16 protein-coding genes and 1 tRNA gene are annotated in these 18,874 nt (G+C 68.2%); 6 read left to right on the top strand and 11 right to left on the bottom strand.

What is annotated here, in order from left to right:
• Positions 1-4 precede the first annotated feature (4 nt).
• The 3 genes from queE (at position 5) to ABD017_RS09410 (ending at position 1,758) form a co-directional block, all read left to right on the top strand.
• Positions 5-697 (top strand): 7-carboxy-7-deazaguanine synthase QueE, encoded by a 693-nt coding sequence (queE, locus tag ABD017_RS09420; protein WP_343882498.1) that lies wholly within the window; start codon positions 5-7, stop codon positions 695-697.
• 224 nt (positions 698-921) lie between these two features.
• Entirely contained in the window at positions 922-1,608 is a 687-nt protein-coding gene (queC, locus tag ABD017_RS09415) for a 7-cyano-7-deazaguanine synthase QueC (RefSeq protein ID WP_343882497.1), read from the top strand.
• Positions 1,609-1,682: 74 nt separating this feature from the next.
• A tRNA-Lys gene (locus ABD017_RS09410) sits at positions 1,683-1,758 on the top strand.
• A gap of 231 nt (positions 1,759-1,989) precedes the next feature.
• Here ABD017_RS09410 and phnD read toward each other — a convergent pair.
• From phnD to ABD017_RS09365, 9 genes are all read right to left on the bottom strand, one after another.
• Positions 1,990-3,057 (bottom strand): phosphate/phosphite/phosphonate ABC transporter substrate-binding protein, encoded by a 1,068-nt coding sequence (gene phnD, locus ABD017_RS09405; protein ID WP_343882496.1) that lies wholly within the window; start codon positions 3,055-3,057, stop codon positions 1,990-1,992.
• A 315-nt stretch (positions 3,058-3,372) separates the two neighbouring features.
• On the bottom strand, positions 3,373-4,035 hold the full coding sequence (locus tag ABD017_RS09400) for a LuxR C-terminal-related transcriptional regulator (RefSeq protein WP_343882495.1): 663 nt from the start codon (positions 4,033-4,035) through the stop codon (positions 3,373-3,375).
• A gap of 88 nt (positions 4,036-4,123) precedes the next feature.
• Complete coding sequence (locus tag ABD017_RS09395; protein WP_343883077.1) at positions 4,124-6,016, bottom strand: ATP-binding response regulator; 1,893 nt, start codon at positions 6,014-6,016, stop codon at positions 4,124-4,126.
• A gap of 176 nt (positions 6,017-6,192) precedes the next feature.
• The gene (locus tag ABD017_RS09390) at positions 6,193-7,449 is read right to left on the bottom strand and encodes a c-type cytochrome (RefSeq protein ID WP_343882494.1); all 1,257 of its coding nucleotides are present in this window, start codon (positions 7,447-7,449) and stop codon (positions 6,193-6,195) included.
• A complete protein-coding gene (locus tag ABD017_RS09385; RefSeq protein ID WP_343882493.1) occupies positions 7,446-9,206 on the bottom strand; it encodes a GMC family oxidoreductase in 1,761 nt (586 codons plus the stop codon). Before ABD017_RS09385 ends, ABD017_RS09390 begins: the two co-directional genes overlap by 4 nt.
• Positions 9,206-9,955 carry a gluconate 2-dehydrogenase subunit 3 family protein gene (locus ABD017_RS09380; protein ID WP_343882492.1) on the bottom strand — a complete coding sequence of 250 codons (750 nt, stop codon included), beginning with the start codon at positions 9,953-9,955 and terminating at the stop codon, positions 9,206-9,208. The genes ABD017_RS09385 and ABD017_RS09380 overlap by 1 nt, the downstream gene beginning before the upstream one ends.
• A 127-nt stretch (positions 9,956-10,082) precedes the next feature.
• Complete coding sequence (locus ABD017_RS09375; RefSeq protein WP_343882491.1) at positions 10,083-10,796, bottom strand: TVP38/TMEM64 family protein; 714 nt, start codon at positions 10,794-10,796, stop codon at positions 10,083-10,085.
• Positions 10,793-11,353, bottom strand: coding sequence for a nucleoside deaminase (locus ABD017_RS09370; RefSeq protein WP_343882490.1), 561 nt, complete (start codon positions 11,351-11,353; stop codon positions 10,793-10,795). The genes ABD017_RS09375 and ABD017_RS09370 overlap by 4 nt, the downstream gene beginning before the upstream one ends.
• A gap of 12 nt (positions 11,354-11,365) precedes the next feature.
• The gene (locus ABD017_RS09365) at positions 11,366-13,117 is read right to left on the bottom strand and encodes a glutamine--tRNA ligase/YqeY domain fusion protein (RefSeq protein ID WP_343882489.1); all 1,752 of its coding nucleotides are present in this window, start codon (positions 13,115-13,117) and stop codon (positions 11,366-11,368) included.
• Between the two features lie 103 nt (positions 13,118-13,220).
• Here ABD017_RS09365 and ABD017_RS09360 point away from each other — a divergent pair, with 103 nt between their 5' ends.
• Both ABD017_RS09360 and ABD017_RS09355 read left to right on the top strand, forming a co-directional pair.
• Complete coding sequence (locus ABD017_RS09360; RefSeq protein WP_343882488.1) at positions 13,221-13,499, top strand: putative signal transducing protein; 279 nt, start codon at positions 13,221-13,223, stop codon at positions 13,497-13,499.
• Positions 13,496-14,035: an adenine phosphoribosyltransferase gene (locus ABD017_RS09355; protein ID WP_343882487.1), complete on the top strand. Its 540-nt coding sequence runs from the start codon at positions 13,496-13,498 to the stop codon at positions 14,033-14,035. The genes ABD017_RS09360 and ABD017_RS09355 overlap by 4 nt, the downstream gene beginning before the upstream one ends.
• A 388-nt stretch (positions 14,036-14,423) precedes the next feature.
• Here ABD017_RS09355 and ABD017_RS09350 read toward each other — a convergent pair whose 3' ends face one another.
• Complete coding sequence (locus ABD017_RS09350; RefSeq protein WP_343882486.1) at positions 14,424-15,017, bottom strand: hypothetical protein; 594 nt, start codon at positions 15,015-15,017, stop codon at positions 14,424-14,426.
• Positions 15,018-15,020: 3 nt separating this feature from the next.
• Positions 15,021-15,959: a DNA-binding transcriptional regulator OxyR gene (oxyR, locus tag ABD017_RS09345; protein ID WP_343882485.1), complete on the bottom strand. Its 939-nt coding sequence runs from the start codon at positions 15,957-15,959 to the stop codon at positions 15,021-15,023.
• Between the two features lie 219 nt (positions 15,960-16,178).
• Here oxyR and ABD017_RS09340 point away from each other — a divergent pair, with 219 nt between their 5' ends.
• Complete coding sequence (locus tag ABD017_RS09340; protein ID WP_343882484.1) at positions 16,179-18,860, top strand: M1 family metallopeptidase; 2,682 nt, start codon at positions 16,179-16,181, stop codon at positions 18,858-18,860.
• Positions 18,861-18,874: the final 14 nt, after the last annotated feature.

Below are 18,874 nucleotides of genomic sequence, written 5' to 3'. Positions count from 1 at the left end.
CGTGGTGACCGGCACAGATGCGCGCGTGGAAACCGCCACGACAGGGGCGGTTGGCGCCGAGCGGTTGCGCATCACCGAAATCTTCCATTCGCTGCAGGGCGAAGCCGATGCCATCGGCTGGCGCACCGTGTTCGTGCGCCTCACCGGTTGTCCGCTGCGCTGTGTGTGGTGCGACACCGAGTATTCGTTCCACGGCGGGCAATGGCATGACATTGATGCGATCCTGGCCGAAGTGGCGCGGCACGATGCAGCCCACGTCTGCGTCACCGGCGGCGAACCGCTGGCGCAGAAGCGCTGCCTGATCCTGCTGCGGAAGCTGTGCGACGCCGGCTACGAGGTGTCGCTGGAAACGTCTGGTGCACTCGATGTTTCCGCGGTCGATCCACGCGTGCGCAAGGTGATGGACCTGAAAGCCCCGGGTTCGGGCGAAAGCGCGCGCAACCTGTGGTCGAACCTGGCTTTCCTGCATGCGCGCGACCAGATCAAGATCGTCATCGCCAGCCGCGACGATTACGACTGGGCGTGCCGCATGCTGGTCGAACACGCGTTGGCGGCCCGTTGCATGGTGCTCTTCTCGCCCGTGCACGGGGCGATATCGCCGCGCCAGCTCGCCGACTGGATCATCGAGGACAGGTTGCCGGTACGCTTCCAGCTGCAGCTGCACAAGCTGCTCTGGAACGACACGCCAGGACATTGAATCAGGGAGTGAGTGGAGAGGAGTGAGGAGCGAGAGAAGGCGCACGGCGCGCAAACCTGGCGCGGGCTCCGCCGCATGACACGCGGCGACATGCGCAAAAAGCGGAACAACCGGGCGCCCATCTGTCACTTCCAGCGCCGCTCTGACCGCTCCTGCTTCACGCGCCGTGGCCTGCAAGCCGCGAGTGCTTTCCGGCCGGTGACCGGCCGTCGCGAGGAACCATCATGTCTGCAAACACTCCCCCCAAGGCCGTCGTGCTCGTTTCCGGCGGCATGGATTCGGCGGTCACCATCGCCATCGCTCGCGAGCAGGGCTACCAGGTGCACGCGCTGAGCGTGGCCTATGGCCAGCGGCACAACTCGGAGCTGGCGGCCTCCGAGCGCGTCGCGCGTATGCTTGGCGCGGCCGAGCACAAGACGGTCGCGGTCGATCTTCGCCGCATCGGCGGCTCGGCGCTCACCGCCGATATCGACGTGCCGCTGGACGCCGACGGCGGCGACGCCATCCCGGTGACCTACGTGCCGGCCCGCAACACCATCATGCTGTCGATCGCGCTGGGCTGGGCCGAGGTGCTGGGTGCCCGCGACATCTGGTGCGGCGTGAACGCGGTCGACTACTCGGGCTATCCGGACTGCCGGCCCGCCTTCATCGCGGCGTTCGAAGCGCTGGCCAATGTCGCCACCAAGGCCGGCGTGGAGGGCGCGGGGCTGCGTATCCACGCGCCGTTGATGGCAATGAGCAAGGCCGACATCGCGCGCGAAGGCCAGCGCCTTGGCGTCGATTTTTCCGCCACCGTCAGCTGCTACCAGGCCGACGACGACGGTCGCGCCTGCGGCCACTGCGATGCCTGCCGGCTGCGCGCACAAGGTTTCCGCGAAGCGGGCCTGCCCGATCCCACGCGCTACGCCTGAACGGCGCTTGCTTGTGCCACCCGCGCCCAGCCCGTAAAATTGTCCGCTTGAGTTTTGCCGTGATTGCGCAGCACGGGTCGTTAGCTCAGTTGGTAGAGCAGTAGACTTTTAATCTATTGGTCCCGGGTTCGAGTCCCGGACGACCCACCAATGCCACCCGCCGATGCGAGTCGAGCGGGTTTTTTTGTGGCTTGGGTGTTGCCCTCGCCATGCCGCCCCAGGAGCGTGGGCGGCGGAAACGCAAGGGGCTGCGGCTTCGCGCTTTTGGCCAGGTTTTCCGCTCCTTCTCGTCAGATGGCTACGGCTATCTTCCTCAGACGATCGAAAAACCTGACGCAAAACTGTTTTGCCTCGCTCCCTTGGTTTCCACCACCCACGCTCCTAGGGCTTGCCCGCACGCAGTTGCTGCAGGAGCTGCCGGTGGTCGTTCGCGATCTTCTGCAGCCGCGCCTGCAGGGCCGCGGGGCTCACCCACTGGGCGCTGAGCGCGCGACGGCGGTCCAGCTGGTAGTCGATGTCGGCAAAGGGCACCAGCGCGCTGTTGCCGGCGGCGGCGAAACCGCTGATGTCGTGGATCCGCTTGAGCTTTTCGAGCTCGGCGGCGACATGGGGGCCGGTGCGGGCGTAGCGGGTGACGAAACCGACCACAGCCTGGCGCACGGCGGGGTCGAGATCGCGGCGCACCACGATCACCGCGTGCGGGATCAGGCTGGACGTCCACAGCACGCGCAGGCGCGCGAACTGGTCGGGGAAGTGCTCGGCGAAGCGCTCCATGTCGGCGGTATTGTTGGTGGCCACGTCGACTTCGCCATTGGCCACGGCCAATGCGTTGTTCTGGTGGTTGTCGATCGTGACGGAGGCGAAGAACGTGTCCGAATCCAGGTTGCGGCTGGCGAATATCTGGGTCTCGGGAACCAGGTAGCCGGATACCGAAAGCGCTTCGCCGCGCGCGTAGCGCCAGTGCCCGGGCTGGCGCAGCAGGTCGGCCACGCTGTGCAGCGGCGAGTCGCGGCGCACCAGCAGGACGGCGTGGTATCCGTGCGAACCGTCGCCGCGGGTCAGCTGGGCAATGACCTGCATGCGATCGAGCGTGACGGCCTGCAGGGCGAGGCGGCCGGAGACGAAGGCGATGTCCACCCGCTCCTCGTTCAAGGCCTGCGCCAGGCCCTCGTAGGTGCTGACGGAAATGCTGCGGACGGGTTGATGCAGGGCGTGGCTCATGTCGTCCAGCATCGGGCGCCACGCGGTCAGCGATTCGGCGGGGCCGCCGATGGGCAAAATGCCGAAGGTGAGCGGCGCCGGCGTGGGCGCGGGGGTTGCGGCGTCGCCCATCGCCGGCCCGGCCCCGGCCAGCGCCAGCAGGAGCAGCGCCTTCGCAAGCCCGGATCGGCGGGCTGATGACCTGCGGTGAGCCGCCGGGATCGATGTCTTGTGGTGTATGTCCTGCACCTTTCGTCCCCTGCCATCCCTGTCCCCCCGCCGACGAGTCTGCGGGCTGGCGGGGCGGAAATTCAAGCGGTGGGGCGTGCGATTTGGTGTCGTTGGACTTCGTTGGAACTTTCCCGCGGCGTGTCCCCCTCTCCCTGCCCTCTCCCCGCAGGGGAGAGGGGATTACGGCTTCCTCCGGATTTGCGGCTTGGCGGGTGGCCTGTTTGGCATCGACGATAAACGGAGAAGTCCGAAGACACCTTGACCTCCTCTCCCCCTTGGGGAAAGGAAAGAGGAGAGGGGGCGGTGCTTGCGGGAAAGCCGCCGACGGCGCGGTCAAACCTCGCCGATGCGGCGCGAGGCGACCACCGCCTCCACCCGGTTGCGCACGTTGAGGGCGCGGAAGATCGCGGCGAGGTGGATTTTCACGGTGCCTTCGCTGATGCCCAGTTCGCTGGCGATGACCTTGTTCGGCTTGCCCTTGGACAGCAGCCGCAGCACGTCGAGCTGGCGTTCGGTCAGCAACTGGTGCAGACGCTCTTCCAGTCGTGCGGCGGCGCCTTCGGCCGTCGCCGATGGCGGCGGGAGCACCAGCGGCTCGTCGGCCTGCAGCATCATCGGCGGCACGTAGACGCCGCCGGACAGCACCAGCCGCACCGCCGACAGCATGACGTCGGCGGAATACGCCTTGGGGATAAAACCCTGCACGCCCATGGCCAGCAACTCGCGGATCAGTGCCGGGCTCTCGGCGCCGGACAGCACGATCACCGGTACGCCGGGCCAGGCGGTAATCACTTCGGAAAGATGTTCGCGCCCGTGCACGCCGGGCATGGTCAGGTCGATCAGGGCCAGTGCGGGCGGCGATTCCTGGCGCAGCGCCTGGCGCAGCTCCTCGATATCCAGCGCTATCGTGAACTCGGTGCCGGGCCCGAGTTCGGCCAGCTTGAGCCTGGCCCCTTCGGCGATCAGCTGGTGGTCGTCGGCAATCACTATGCGCATGTCATCTGTTCCGGAAGTGGGGGCGATGGCCGCGTGCGGACAGCGGCAGGTCGTGGTGGCCACCGTGGTGGCGGCATGGAGTCGAGCATCATGTCCCCTCGCGTATGGACGCCCAGACGGCCATCAGGCTTTCGCGCAGTTGCGCGGGCGATACCGGCTTGTAGAGCAGGGGAATGTTTGCCGTCAAGATCGGTTGCAGCCGGTCGCGGCGTGTTTCGCCGGTGATAAGCAGGCGCGCGAACGGTCGGCTCCCCTCGCGCTTGTAGTAGGCATCCAGCAGGGCCAGCACTTCCAGGCCGCTCTCGCCTTCGCGCAGGTGCAGGTCGGAAATCACCAGGTCCGGCGCGGTTCGCCAGTTTTCCACCGCCTCCAGCGCCTGCGCGCCGTCTTCCGCGGTGACCACCTCGCAGCCCCAGCTGCGCAGCAGGTAGCGGATGCCCGACAGGATCGCCGGCTCGTCGTCCACCACCAGCACGCGCATGCCCGAGACATCCAGCGGCATGTCCACCAGCAGGTCGGCGTGCGGTTGTGGCGCGACTTCCGGCAGCACAAAGCTGAAGACGCTGCCGCGGTGGGGGCGCGAGTGCAGCTGCACGTCGCTGCCGATCAGTTCCGCCAGCCGCTGCACGGTGGAGAGGCCAAGCCCCAGCCCGCGTCGGGGGCCATCGCCCGGCGGCGCCTCGCAATGATTTTCCACCCGGTAGAACTCGTCGAACACGCGCGCCTGGTGCTCCGCCGCGATGCCGATGCCGGTGTCCCACACATCCACCCGCACCTGTTTGCCCGGTCGCCGGCGCGCGGCCACCAGCACGCCGCCCTCGGGTGTGTAGCGCAGCGCATTGCTGACCAGATTGTTGAGGATGCGGCCCAGCATGGTGCGGTCGCTGCGCACCCATACGTCGGTGGTGCGTATCACCAGCCGCAGGTCGTGCTGCTCGGCGATCATGCGGAAATTGCGGCTGACCTCGTCGAACACCTGGTCCAGCGGAAACTCGCTCATCTCCACATCCATCGTGCCGGTCTCCAGCCGCGACAGGTCGAGCAGTTCGCTGAACAGGTGGTCGAGCGCCTGCACGCACTCCTGGATATGCGCGATGCGGTCCAGCCGGACGACGTCGTCCTCGTCCACGGCCAGTGCGGAGGAAAACAGCGTCAGCGCGTACAGCGGCTGGCGCAGGTCGTGCGAGGCCGCGGCCAGGAAGCGTGCCTTGGCGATGCTGGCCGCCTCCAGCGCGGCGTTCTTGTCCGCCAACGCGCGGGTGGCCTGGTCGATCTCGCGCTCCATGTCGCGATGCATGTCGAACAGCGCCGCCGAGGCGGCGTTGAAGCCACGCTGCAATTGGCCGATCTCGGTGCGGTCGGTGATCTCCACCACCACCGGTGCGTCGCCATGGCCGAGCTGCTGCACGGCGGTGACCAGCCGGCGCAGCGGCGCGCTCAGCCAGCGCGCGACCTGCCAGCCGATGATGCCGGCCACCAGCAGGCTGATCGCCAGCGTGATCAGCGCGTTGTGCAGGCTCGACCGCTGCGCGGCGATCGCGTCGGCCAGGCTGACCCGCACCATCACCGAGCCGAGCGACGGGCCGAGCGGCCGGCGCGGGTCGGTCACCTCGCGGATCACGGTGAGGCCACGGGCGGTGTCGTCTGGCTGCGCGTCGTGGTGGTCGGCCAGGATCTCCCCGTCGACCGAACGGATCTGCACCCACGCCACATGCGGCAGCTCCCCGGTCGCCTGCGCAATGCGCGCCAGTTCGCGGCGCTGCGATTGGCGCAGCGGTTCGGCGGAGACGGCCGCCGCCTGGATCGCGATGGCGTTGGCGGTGTCCTGTGCCATCACACGCAGCGTGGCGAGCTGGTGGCGCGTCAGCGTGGTGACCAGCAGCACGGCGGTGACCAGGGTGGGCACCAGCGCGACAAAACCCAGCCTCTGCATCAGCGACGTGCGTCGCCACAGTCGCACCGCGAAGTTGCCGCTCCCCATATCCGTCACCGCCCGCAGGTCTCCTGGTATGCCAGGGCGCGCCGATGCCGCCGTTGCCCACGGTCCGACGCGTCGGTGGTCTTGTCGGGCCAGCCTAGCGCGAAAGGCGGCGGCAGGCAGTACGGCTTCCGGCGGCGGCCCAGGCCATCGGTTCTAGGCCGAATGGCAGTGGGCGGTCAGCCCGGATGGCGAAGTTTTTCGCGAAGGTCCTTCACGTCGCTGCTCGACACCGGCGCGGCGTGGTTGCCCCAGGCCTGGCGGATATAGGTCGTGAGCGCTGCAATGTCGTCGTCGTCCAGCCGTTTGCCGAACGCGGGCATGGCCAGCCCGGTGGGATCGGCGTCGGTGGCCGGCACGGCGTCGCCGCGCAGGATCGTGGCGATCAGGGTGTCCGGGTGTTCGGCCTGTATCGCGGAACTGTCGCGCAATCGAGGGAACGCGCCGGCCTCGCCGGTGCCGCCACGCCGGTGGCAGCCTTCGCAGTTGTCCAGGTACAGCGCCGCGCCGTGGCGCATCACTGCGGCGTCTGCGGTGGCGACGTCGTCCTGTGGCGGCGCCGGCAGGCTTTTCAGGTACACGGCAATGGCGCGCAGGTCGGGCTTGCTGAGGTAGCGGGTGGACTGGCTGACCACTTCGGCCATCGGCCCGGCGGCGGTGGTGATGGCGTTGCGGCCGGTGCCCAGGTAGTCGACGATGTCCTGCTCGCTCCACTGGCCCAGGCCGTCGCGCTGGCCGCCGGTGAGCGCGGGCGCGAACACGTGCTCGGCGAAGCCGCCGCCGAGCGGGTGATCGGCATCCACCGCGCCGGCGAAATTCTTGTCGCCGTGGCAGGCGCTGCAATGGCCCACGCCGCGCACCAGGTAGGCGCCGCGGTTCCATTGCGCCGATTTCTCCGGATTGGCACGGTAGCTGCCGGCATCGAAGTACATCGCATCCCACACCGCCATCGCGCTGCGCACGCTGAGCGGCCAGGGCAGTTTCGGCGCGATGTCGCGCTGGCGCACCGGCGTGCGCGTGTCGAGATACGCCTTGATGTCGCGCACGTCGTCGCGGCTGAGTTTGGTGAACCAGGGGTAGGGAAACGCGGGGTACAGCCGATGCCCGTCGCGCGCGATGCCCTCGTGCATGGCACGGTAGAAATCATCGCCGTCCCAGCGGCCGATGCCGGTGTCCGGGTCGGGCGTGATGTTGGTCGAATAGATGGTGCCGAACGGCGTGGGCACGGCGCGGCCACCGGCGTAGGGCGCGCCGTTGCTGGCCGTGTGGCAGGCCATGCAGTCGCCGGCGCGCACGAGATAGCGCCCGTGTTGCACCGAGGCATGCGGCCCCGGACTGGTGCGATCGCTCATGCCCGCGTTGGCGGCCACGGCGCCGGCCGCGCAAAGGCCGACACCGAGCGCCAGCGTGATGGCGAGGCCGGGGCGCGCGTTCATGCCGTCACCAGCGGGCCGGGGTTTTTCAGGTAGCGCTTCATCGCCTCCGCGGCCCAGAACGTCAACGCGCCCACGGTGCCGGTGGGGTTGTAGCCGGCGTTCTGCGGAAACACGCTGGCGCCCATCACGAACAGGTTGGGCACATCCCAGGATTGCAGGTAGCGGTTGACCACGCTGGTGGTCGGGTCGGTGCCCATCGCGGCGCCGCCGGTGTTGTGGGTGGTCTGGTAAGGCACGATGGAATAGTGGCCGTCGCGCTTCTTCACGTGATGGGTGGCGCCGGGGATGGCCTGTGCGATCTTGGTGGCCTGGTCGGTGAGGTAATCCGACATGGCGTGTTCGTTGGGCTGGAAATCGAAGGTGAGGCGCAGCAGCGGGTTGCCGTAGTCGTCGCGCCAGGTGGGGTCCAGATCGAGGTAGTTGCTGCGGTAGCTCATCACGCTGCCGTGGGTGGCGATGGAGGTGGCGGTGAGGTAGTTGTCGTGCATTGCCTTCTTCCAGCCGCTGCCCCAGGTCGGCGCATCCGCGGGCAGGTGGTGCTGCAGGATGGGCCGGCCGCCGGTGTTCCACAGCGCGATGTAGCCGCCGCCGATGAAGCCCAGCGGGCCGTGGTCGAAATTGTCGCCGTTGAAGTTGTCCACGCCCTGGCCCAGCGCGCCGGCGCCCATGAACGGGTTGAGGATCTCCTTCTGGAACACGTCCACCGACGAGGTGATCTGGTAGGCATAGTTGCGACCGACCACACCGCGCCCGGTCGCGGGGTCGTACGGCGTGCCGATCCTCGACAACAGCAGCAGGTGCACGTTGTGCTGCGCAAACGCGCACAGCACGACCATGGCGGCGGGTTGCTCGATCTCGTTGCCGTCCACGTCGACGTAGGTGACGCCGGTGGCGCGTTTGCCGGTGTTGTCGGTGTTGACCCGGGTGACGTTGCAGCGGGTGCGGTAGCTGAAGTTGTCCTTCTTCAGCAGCACCGGCAGGATCGTGGTCTGCGGGCTGGCCTTGGAATAGTTGCCGCAGCCGAACCACTCGCAGTAGCCGCAATACGTGCACTGGCCCATCTGCACGCCCAGCGGGTTGCGGTACGGTTTCGAGGCGTTGGCCGCGGGGCAGGGGAACGGATCGAAGCCCACCTCGCGTGCGGCCTTGTCGAACAGCATGGTCGAGGCGCTGCGCTTCAGCGGCGGCAGCGGATAGCCGCGCTTGCGCGCGCCCTCGAACGGATTGCCGCCGGGTTGCTTCACGCCGCCGATGTTGCCGGCGGTGCCGGAAACGCCGCACAGGTATTCGAAGCGATCGTAATGCGGCTCCAGCTCGTCGTAGGTCACGCCCCAGTCCTGCAGGTTCATCTGCTCGGGGATGAATTTCTTGCCGTAGCGCTGCTCGGTATGCGTGCGGATCTCGAAGTCCTGCGGCAGGAAGCGCCAGCACTGGCCGTTCCAGTGCACGCCCGCGCCACCGACGCCGGCGGCGGGCATGAACGAGCCGAGATGGCGCATCGGCAGGGCGGTCTGGTCGGCACTGTTGCGGAAGGTGAGCGTCTCGCGCTCGGGCGATTCGAAAATCTGCTTGCGCACGGCGTAGCGCAATTCATCCTGGATGGTGTCGGTGGCGAAGTCCGGCACGGTGTCGCGAAATTCCCCGCGTTCCAGCGCCAGCACCTGCACGCCGGCCTCGGTCAGTTCCTGGGCGATGATCGCGGCGGTCCAGCCAAAACCCACCAGCACCACGTCGACCGGTCGTTCGCGCCGGGCCATCACGATTCTCCGCGCAGGTAGGCGGAAGGATCGCGCCCCACCAGGCTCACGAACGGCGCCTGGTACGGCTTGCCGAATTGCTCGATGTCCTCGACGTAGTTGTAGCGCGGGCCGGGGAAGCCGATGAGTTTCCAGCCGGCGAAATCACGGTTGCCGCTATACGCCGGATCGGCCAGGTAACCCTCCTGGGTGTTCTGCCACAGCATGGTGAAGAAGGTCTTGGCGGGAATGTCGCCGAGGTCGAGCTTGCCCTGCTCCAGCGCGTGCAGCAGCTCATCCTGCCGCGCGCCATCCAGCTGCGCGAACGGCTTGCCATGTTGCTGCCGGCAATGCGCGTCCACGCGCTTGATCGCATCGCGGTAGATCTGCGCCGGCGTGTACTTCAGCTGGAAGCCCTGCTGGTCGCTACCCGAGGGCCACGGCCCCTGCATGTACCAGCGCTCCGCGCGGCCATAGGCGCCGGCCAACTGCAGGTCGAGAAAGGTGGTGATGCCCGCCTCGTTGGCGCCGCCGCCCAGGGTGTCGGCGGGGATCAGCCGCTGCGTGGCCGCATCGATGAAGGCGGCTTCCTGCGGCGTGAAGAACACCGGTGCCCGCCCCTGCACCGACCCATCGTTCGAGGTACAGCCCAGCAGGCCCAGCGCCGGTGTCGCCGTCAGCACGCTTCGGAGAAAGTTGCGGCGCGACGTTCGCCGAGGTGTGTCGCCACGTCCGTGATGCTTGCCGTCTTGCGAATCCCGCACCGACATGGCGACCTCCCGCAGCTGAAAAGCGAAGCGTAGGGAGACGAGGGTGAAGCGTCGGTGCCAGCGCGGGGCGGTTTTCTTCAGACGGCGATATCAAAGGCGAAGAACGCGTGAAGACGCGCGGCCGATGTCAGGACGATCGGTCGCGCGAGCGTCGGCGCCGGGTAACGCGCTCCAGCGCCAGCGGCAACAACGCCAGCAAGGCGATCGCCGCCAGCGGCAGCAGCACCTCGCGGTGCATGAAAAGGCCCATGCCGACGCGGTCGCTGTGGTTCAGGGCGTCGCCCAGGCCGGCGCCGATGGAGGTCTCGAAGATCAGCGACACCGTACCGCCCAGCCAGGTGGCGCCCAGGAACAGCCACAGCGGACAGCGCAGCCAGGCCAGCGCCACGGTCACCGCGCCAAAGGGCACCACCGGCACGAAACGCAGGAACAGGGTGTAGCTGGCCGGGTGGCGTTCGAACCCGTGCCGCAGCCGCGCCACGACGGGTGGCGGTTGGCGGGTGCCGGTGCCGAACGCGAAGCGGCTGGCCAGGTACAGGATCAGCGAGCCCAGCGTCAGCCCCACCGACGAACACAGCGTGGCGTCGACCACGCCAAAGGCGAAGCCGCCAGCCAGGATCACCACGATGGTGCCGGGGATGCCGGTGGCCATGGTGAGCGTCAGCAGGCCGATGTAGGCCAGCCGGCTCAACCAGGGATGGTCGGCGATCTGCGCCTGCAGTTCGGCCTGGTGCGTCACCAGGTGCTGTGGGCTCAACCGGTCCAGCGAGCCGGACGCAAACAGCACGATGCCGGCCAGCACCAGCAGGATCAGCGGCAGCGCGGCACGCCAGCGGCTCAATACGAGGGGCCGTTGCGGCCGTAATCGGCCAGCACGTCGCGCGCCGCGTCGCGCAGGATGTCGCGCCGCACCGCGATGCCGCGACGCTCGAGTTCGCCGACCCAGTCGGCCGGTAGCGGGCCTTCGTCGAAGTCGGTGAGGCTTTCCACATCCTCGGTGCGCGCGCCGATCAGCAAGGTGTCGATGCCGGCCCACACGGTGGCGCCGTAGCACTGGCAGCACGGCTGCGCGCTGGTGGCCAGCACGTAGTGGCCGCCATCCTCGTTGATGCGATGCCGGCCCAGCCGCTGCTGGGCGATCATCAGCGCCATGGTTTCCGCGTGCGCCAGCGAGCAGTGCTGCGGCACCACGCGGTTCACGCCCACCGCCACCAGCCGCCCGCTGTGGTTGTTGAACACCGCCGCGCCAAACGGCCCGCCGCCGCCGCGGTCCACGTTTTCGCGTGCCAGCGCCACCGCCACGCCCATGCGTTCCTCGTCGGTGGCGTAGCGCCGGTTGACGTCGGCGACGTCGCCGATCCACGGCGGCAGCGTGAGATGGATCTGCAGCGGCAGCATGCGGTCGCTCCGTCAGTTCCCGGCCTGCCGGGCCCAGGTGTCGCGCAGGGTGACGGTGCGGTTGAAGACCGGCGCGTCGGCGCGGTGGTCGACGCGGTCGGCCACGAAATAGCCCAGCCGCTCGAACTGGAAGCGCTGCTCGGGCGGCACGTCCGCTGCCGCCGGCTCCAGCCAGCCGCGCAGCACGCGCTTGGCCTCGGGGTTGACGTGGTCGAGCCAGCTCTTGCCGTCCTCCTCGCTGTCCGGTGCGGGCACGCTGAACAGGCGGTCGTAGACGCGCACCTCGGCCGCCACCGCGTGTTTCGCGCTGACCCAGTGGATGGTGCCTTTCACCTTGCGGTCGGCGCCGGGCAGGCCCGAGCGGGTGTCCGGGTCCAGCGTGCCGTGCAGTTCGACCACGTTGCCGTCGGCATCCTTGATCACCTGCTCGCACTTCACGATGCCCACGCCGCGCAGGCGCACCTCGCCCTCGGGCTTCAGCCGGTGGAAGCCCTTCGGCGGCACTTCGGCGAAATCCTCGCGCTCGATCCACAGCTCGCGCGAGAACGGCACCTGGCGCGTGCCGAAGCTGTCGTCCTTGGGGTGGTTGGGAAAGCTCAGCGTTTCCTCGTGGCCTTCGGGCAGGTTGGTCAGCACCAGCTTCAGCGGCTCCAGCACGGCCATGCGGCGCGCCGCGGTGGCGTCCAGATCCTCGCGGATGCAGCCTTCCAGCACGGCGTAGTCGATCACGCTGTTCTGCTTGGACACGCCCACGCGGTCGATCAGCAGGCGCAGCCCGGCCGGGGTAAAGCCGCGTCGGCGCAGGCCGCGCAGCGTGTTCATGCGCGGGTCGTCCCAGCCGTCCACGTAGCCATCGGCCACCAACTGCGCCAGCTTGCGCTTGCTGGTGATGCAGTAGCTGAGGTTGAGCCGGGAGAACTCGATCTGTCGCGGCTTGGCCGGCTGCGCGTGCAGGCCGGCGGCGACCACCGACTCCCACAGTTCCGGATGGTTCGGCAGGTCGACCTTGTCCACGCACCAGTCGTACAGCGGCCGGTGATCCTCGAATTCCAGCGTGCACAGCGAATGGGTGATGCCCTCCATCGCGTCGGACAGCGCGTGCGCGATGTCATACATCGGGTAGATCGGCCAGGCATCGCCGGTGTTCTGGTGGGGGATCTTGCGGATGCGATACAGCGCAGGGTCGCGCAGGTTGATGTTGCCGGCGGCCATGTCGATCTTCGCGCGCAGGGTCTTGCTGCCGTCGGCGAATTCGCCCGCGCGCATGCGGCGGAACAGGTCCAGGTTTTCCTCGACGCTGCGGTCGCGGTACGGCGAGTTGCGGCCGGGGGCGGTGAGGGTGCCGCGGTACTCGCGCATCTCCTCGGCGCTGAGGTCGTCCACGTAGGCCACGCCGTCCTCGATCAGCTTGCAGGCGGCGCGGTAGAACACCTCGAAATAATCCGAGGCGTGGCGCAGCGCGTGCCATTCGAAGCCCAGCCAGCGTACGTCCTCCTTGATGCCCTCGACAAACTCGGGGTCTTCCTTGCCGGGGTTGGTGTCGTCCAGGCGCAGGTTGCACCAGCCGTCGAACTCCCGCGCGATGCCGAAGCTGAGGCAGATCGCCTTGGCGTGGCCGATATGCAGGTAGCCGTTCGGCTCGGGCGGGAAACGGGTGTGGATGGCGACGTGCTTGCCCGAGGCCAGGTCGTCGCGCACGATCTGCCGGATGAAATCCTGGTGCGGCGCGGTGGCCGCCGGAGCGGCGGGATTTTCGGTCGACATCGGCAAGCTCGCGTACGTGGTCGGGAACACGCAAGTTTACCCTGTCGCCCGCGGCGCACCCAGCGCGCTTGCCCGCGGCGCGCGCGGGGGTTAGCGTGGCGTCATGCACACCGTCTACCGGGCCGAAAACCTCATCGACGCGCACCTGGTGAAGGATGCGCTGGAGGCCCAGGGCATTCCCGCGTTCATTGCCGGCGAATACCTCACCGGCGGCGTGGGCCAGCTGCCGGCGATGGATTTCATGGCGGTGATGGTGCCCGAATCGAGCCTGCCCGAAGCCAGCGCCATCGTGCGCGAGGTGGAGGCCCGGCTCAGCGACGCGCGCCTGGCCATCGACGAGGACGCCCGGCGCGACGATCCGCTGGGCGCCTGCGCAATATGACGCGCGCCTCCGCGGTGACTTCGCAGCTGGCCGCTCTGATCCGCGACGTGGCGGATTTCCCGCAGCCCGGCGTCACCTTTCGCGACGTCACCCCGTTGCTTGCCGACGCGCGCGGCTTTGCCCACTGCATCGACGCGCTGGCCGAGCCCTGGCTGGCGCAGGGCGTGCAGGCGGTGTGCGGGATCGAGGCGCGCGGTTTCATTTTCGGCGCCGCGCTGGCGCAGAAGTTGGGCGCCGGCTTCGTGCCGTTGCGCAAGCCCGGCAAGCTGCCGCCGCCGGTGTTGTCGATCGACTACCAACTGGAATACGGCCGCGACCAGCTGGAGATTCGCGACGATGCCCTGCAACCGGGCGAGCGCGTGCTGCTGGTGGACGACGTGCTGGCCACGGGCGGCACCCTGGCCGCGGCGTGGGCGCTGGTGCAGCGTTTCGATGCGGTGCCGGTGGGCGCCTGCGTGGTGGTGGAACTGACCGCGTTGCAGGGGCGCCTGCGCTGGCAGAGCCGCGAGCCGCTGCACAGCCTGCTGCGTTATTGAGGCGTCGCGGCCAGCGCGGCCTCAGAGCTTGTGAAGAAAACCACTTTCTGTGGTTTTCTTCTATCGCGCGTCCGGTGCATGCCAGACGCGCTCGCGCGAACCCGTCACTTGCGGGACGATTCGCGAGCAGCCTGATCAATCGGCTTCTTGCTCGTCATGACTGAGGAAATGTGGCGAAAGCCGCTTGCTGGTGCCGAAGGGGGCGCCGCAAGTCTCCCTCCCCTGCTTGCAGGGGAGGGCTGGGGTGGGGTGCTTTTGACTTGAAGGTCAAAGCGTCACCCCCTCCCAACCTCCCCCTGCAAGCAGGGGGAGGGGCCTATCCGGTAACCGGAAATATTCCGGACAGCAGTGAGCTCCTCTGGGATGACGAGCAAAATCAGGGCTTCCCTCAGTCGACGATCTCCAGACTCTCCACGTAGACCAGCTCGCAGGCGCCCGCGCCGGTGTCGCCGCGGGTCAGCGAGGTGTTCCAGTGCCAGCCGCCTGCGCGGCGGGCGTCCACCAGAAAGCCTTCGATATGCACCAACTGGCCCTTGCGCACGCGCTTCAGCGCGCCGCGCACGCCGGCGTCGGCGGGGATGATGTGCATGTTGGCGCTGGACTGCTCGATCTCCCGGCGCGGGATCGGCCAGGCCTTCGTGCGCCAGTAGTAGAAGCGGCCGGACTGGCTGATGTCGATCCCCGCCAGCACCGCGCTGTCGGACATGCGGCCCCAGCCCAGCGCCAGGTCGGTGGGTGACAGGACGGCTTCGGCGTCCCACGCGTAGTCCTCGCGCGACAGCACGCGGGCGGTAAGCTCGATATGCGCGCGGGTGGTCAGGCTGATGTCGTCGCGGCGCAAGGTGGCGCCGTCGTCCAGGTTCACCTGCTGTGGTGCATCGGGCGCCAGCACGCCCGGCGACTGGATCACGTCGCGGTGGCGCCAATGGTGCAGGGCGCCTGCGCCGATCAGCAGCACCGCCACCACCGGCAGCAGGCGCATGGATCAGTCCGCCTGCACGCGCGCCGGCGCGTCCACGTCGGGCTTGAACAGGGACGGCGGCAAATCGCGGAACACGCCGGCCAGCCGCTTCAGGAAAGCCGCCATCGACGAGCTCTTGCGCCACACCATGGCGATGCGCCGGCTGGGCGGATGCCCGGCGAATTCGATCAGGTGCACGTTGTCGGTGCGCGCCATCGGCGGCTTGGTGGCCAGCGTGGGCAGCAGGGTGATGCCGACATTCGCCGCCACCATCTGCCGCAGGGTTTCCAGGCTGGTGGCGCGAAAGCCGGTCTTCTCGCCCGCGCCGGCCAGCTGGCACACCTCTAGCGCCTGGTCGCGCAGGCAATGGCCGTCTTCCAGCAGCAGCAGTTTCTCGTTGGCCAGGTCGTTGAGCTTGAGCCGGTTCCTGTGCCCGGCCAGCGGGTGGTGATCCGGCACCGCCAGCACGAACGGCTCCTCGAACAGGAACTCGCTGTGCAGGCTGTCCTCGTGCACCGGCAGCGCCAGGATGCCCGCATCCAGCGCGCCCTCGCGCAGCATGTGGAGCACCTGCTCGGTCTTCTCCTCGGTCAGCAGCAGCTCCAGCCGCGGAAAGCGTTCGCGCAGCAGCGGGATCACGTGCGGCAGCAGATATGGTCCCAACGTGGGAAAGATGCCCAGCCGCAGCGTGCCCGCTTCCGGGTCGCGGGTGCGCTGGGCGATCGCCTTGATCTCCTCCACCTCGGCCAGCACGGCGCGGGCGCGGCGGGCGATCTCGCGGCCGGTCTCGGTCAGCAGGATCTTGCGCGGCGTGCGCTCGACCAGGGCCACGCCCAGTTCCTCCTCCAGCTTCTTGATCTGGGTGGACAGGGTGGGCTGGCTGACGAAGCTGGCTTCCGCGGCGCGGCCGAAATGCCGGTGCTCGGCCAACGCCAGCAGGTAATGCAGGTCACGCAGGTTCATCGGCGGCCCTTGGGCTGATAGTCGATGCCTATGATTGTGGCGTGGTCCATGGGCTCGAACAATGCCAGCGACGCGTTTTCCACGCCCATCGTGGCGAAATGGCGAAAGTGTGCCCAGGCGCACGCCGAACCCGGCCATCCCGCGGAAGCAACGTGCCCTATGGCACTGGGCCGGCGGTGGTGGCCGCCCTAGCGTGATCCTTTTGCCAGGAAGTTTCCGATGTCCCGTCTCGTTCGTCCCATGGTATTGGCCGCGCTGGCGGCCTGTTGCGGCGCCGCGCTGGCCGCCCCTGCCGACCAGGCCCCGAAAGGCCAGTTGCCCGATTGGGCCGTGCCGCAGTCCTACCGGCTGGCGTTCAAGGTGGACCCGGCGCAGAAGGATTTCTCCGGCACCACCACCATCAAGGTGAAACTGACCAAGGCGTCCGACCACGTCTGGCTGGACGGCAGCGAGCTGAACGTGTCGAAGGTGACCGTCACCGATGCCAACGGCAAGTCGCAGCCGGGCAAATACGTCAGCGTGGAGCCCAGGGCCGGCGTGGTGCGGGTCGATTTCGGCCGCACCCTGCAGCCGCAGGAGATAACGCTGAAGTTCGAGTACACCGCGCCGCTCAATGCGCAGCTGCAGGGCTTGTACAAGGTCGCCGCCAAGGGCAAGCCGTACACCGTCACGCAGATGGAGCCGATCAGCGCGCGCTTCGCCTTCCCCGGTTTCGACCAGCCCGGCTTCAAGACACCGTTCGACATCAGCCTCACCGTGCCCGAGTCGCAGACCGCCGTGGCGAACACGAAGCAGGTGAAGGAAACCCCCGCCGGCGACGGCTGGAAAACCGTCACCTTCGCGCAGACCGTGCCGCTGCCCACCTACCTGGTGGCGTTTGCCGTGGGCCCGTGGGACATCGCCGCCGGCCCCGACATCGCGCCCGACGCCTACCGCGCCAAGCCGCTGCAGCTGCGCGGCATCGCCGCCGCGGGCGAGGCGCACCGCATGAAGCACGTGCTGAGCGAAACCCCCAGCATCATCCACGCGCTGGAGAACTACTACGGCTTCGGCTACCCGTTCGACAAGCTCGACCTGCTGGCCGCGCCGGATTTCTCCGCCGGCGCCATGGAAAACCCCGGCCTGGTCACCTTCCGCGACTGGCTGCTGCTGCTGGACAAGGATTCCCCCGCGAAAAACGTGCGCAGCTCGTTCAACGTCAACGCGCATGAGCTGGCCCACATGTGGAGCGGCGACACCGTCACGCTGCAATGGTGGAACGACATCTGGCTCAACGAGGCGTTCGCCACCTGGATGCAGCAGAAAGTGACCATGCAGGTGCACCCCGAATACCGCGCCGATCTCGATCGCGTGGATGGCGCGCAGATGGCGATGGCCAACGACAGCCTGGTCAGCGCGCGCAAGATCCGCCAGCCGATCACCGGCAACGGCGACATCGAGACCGCGTTCGACGGCATTACCTACGAAAAGGGCGCCAGCGTCATCGGCATGTTCGAGAACTACGTGGGCGAGAAGACCTTCCAGAAGGGCATGCGCGCCTACGTGCAGAAGCACAAGTTCGGCAACGCCGTGGCCGACGATCTGGTGTCGGCCATCGCCACCGCGGCGGGCAAGGGCGATGCGTTCAAGCAGGCCTTCAACAGCTTCCTCAACCAGACCGGCGTGCCGTACATCGCCACCCAGCTGGAGCAGAAGGACGGCAAGACCGTGCTGCACCTCAGCCAGAGCCGCTACCTGCCGGTGGGCAGCACCGGCGACGCGCAGCGCATCTGGGGCGTGCCCGTGTGCGTGCGTTATGGCACGGCTGACGGCAGCAAGGTCGCCTGCGACATGCTCGACAAGACCCGCGGCACGATGACGCTGGCCGGCGCCAGCAAGCCGACCTGGGTGATGCCCAACGCCAACGCCAGCGGCTACTACCGCTTCAGCCTCGACAAACCCGCGCTGGGCCGCCTGGTGGGGCAGGTCGGCAAGCTCAGCGACGCCGAGCAACTGGCCTACGCCGACGCGGTCAATGCCAGCTTCCAGCACGGCGAGCTGGACGCCGGCGACGTGCTCACCGCACTGCAGCCGCTGACCACCTCCAAGACCCGCGAAGTCGCCACCGCGCCGCTGGACCAGATCCAGTGGATCTACCAGAACCTGGCCAGCACCGATGCCCAGCGCGCGCATATCACCGACTGGATCAAGGCCGCCTACCTGCCGCGCCTGCAGCAGTTGGGCTACCAGCGCAAGGCCGGCGAATCGGAAAGCGACTCGCTCTTGCGCAGCACCCTCGCCGGCAGCCTGGCGCTCGACTTCAAGCTGCCCGAAGTGCGTGCCGCACTACTCAAGCAGGGCGATGCCGCACTCAAGCCCGCCGCCGATGGCAACCTGAACCTGGCCGCCGCCGACCCCGACCTGCTGGGCGACGCGCTGGCAGTGGCGGTGCAGACCCACGGCAAGCGCGCGGTCGACGCCTTGATGGCGCAACTGCCGAAAACCAGCGACCCGGCCCTGCGCAACGGCATGCTCGACGCCATGGCCATGGCGCAGGACCCGGCCGCGCTGGAGCAGGTGCGCAACTTCTCGCTGACCAAGCCGGTCAAGGTGGGCGAAATGGCCCGCCTGCTGAGGGAAGGTCGCGACACCCAGGCCCAGCGTGACGCCCTGTGGCAGTGGTTCACCGCCAACTACACGGCGATCCTGGAGCGCACCGGCAGCTTCGCCGGCGGCCGCCTGCCGTCGCTGGCCGCCAAGGACGGCTGCAGCAAGGCCGAGGTCGATCGGCTGCAGGCCTTCTTCCAGCCGCGCCTGAAAGACGCCGCCGGCGTCGACCGCGGCCTGGCCCAAACCAGCGAAAAGATCCAGCTGTGCAGCGCGTTGAAGGAAAAGCAGGACGCCAGCGCGATCCTGCGCTGAGCATGCCGCACCGA

Origin of the sequence: Rhodanobacter caeni (genome assembly GCF_039523575.1) — a bacterium.
Taxonomy (GTDB): Bacteria; Pseudomonadota; Gammaproteobacteria; order Xanthomonadales; family Rhodanobacteraceae; genus Rhodanobacter; species Rhodanobacter caeni.
Note: the sequence above shows the minus strand (reverse complement) of the source record. Positions and strands in the feature narration are given on the sequence as shown.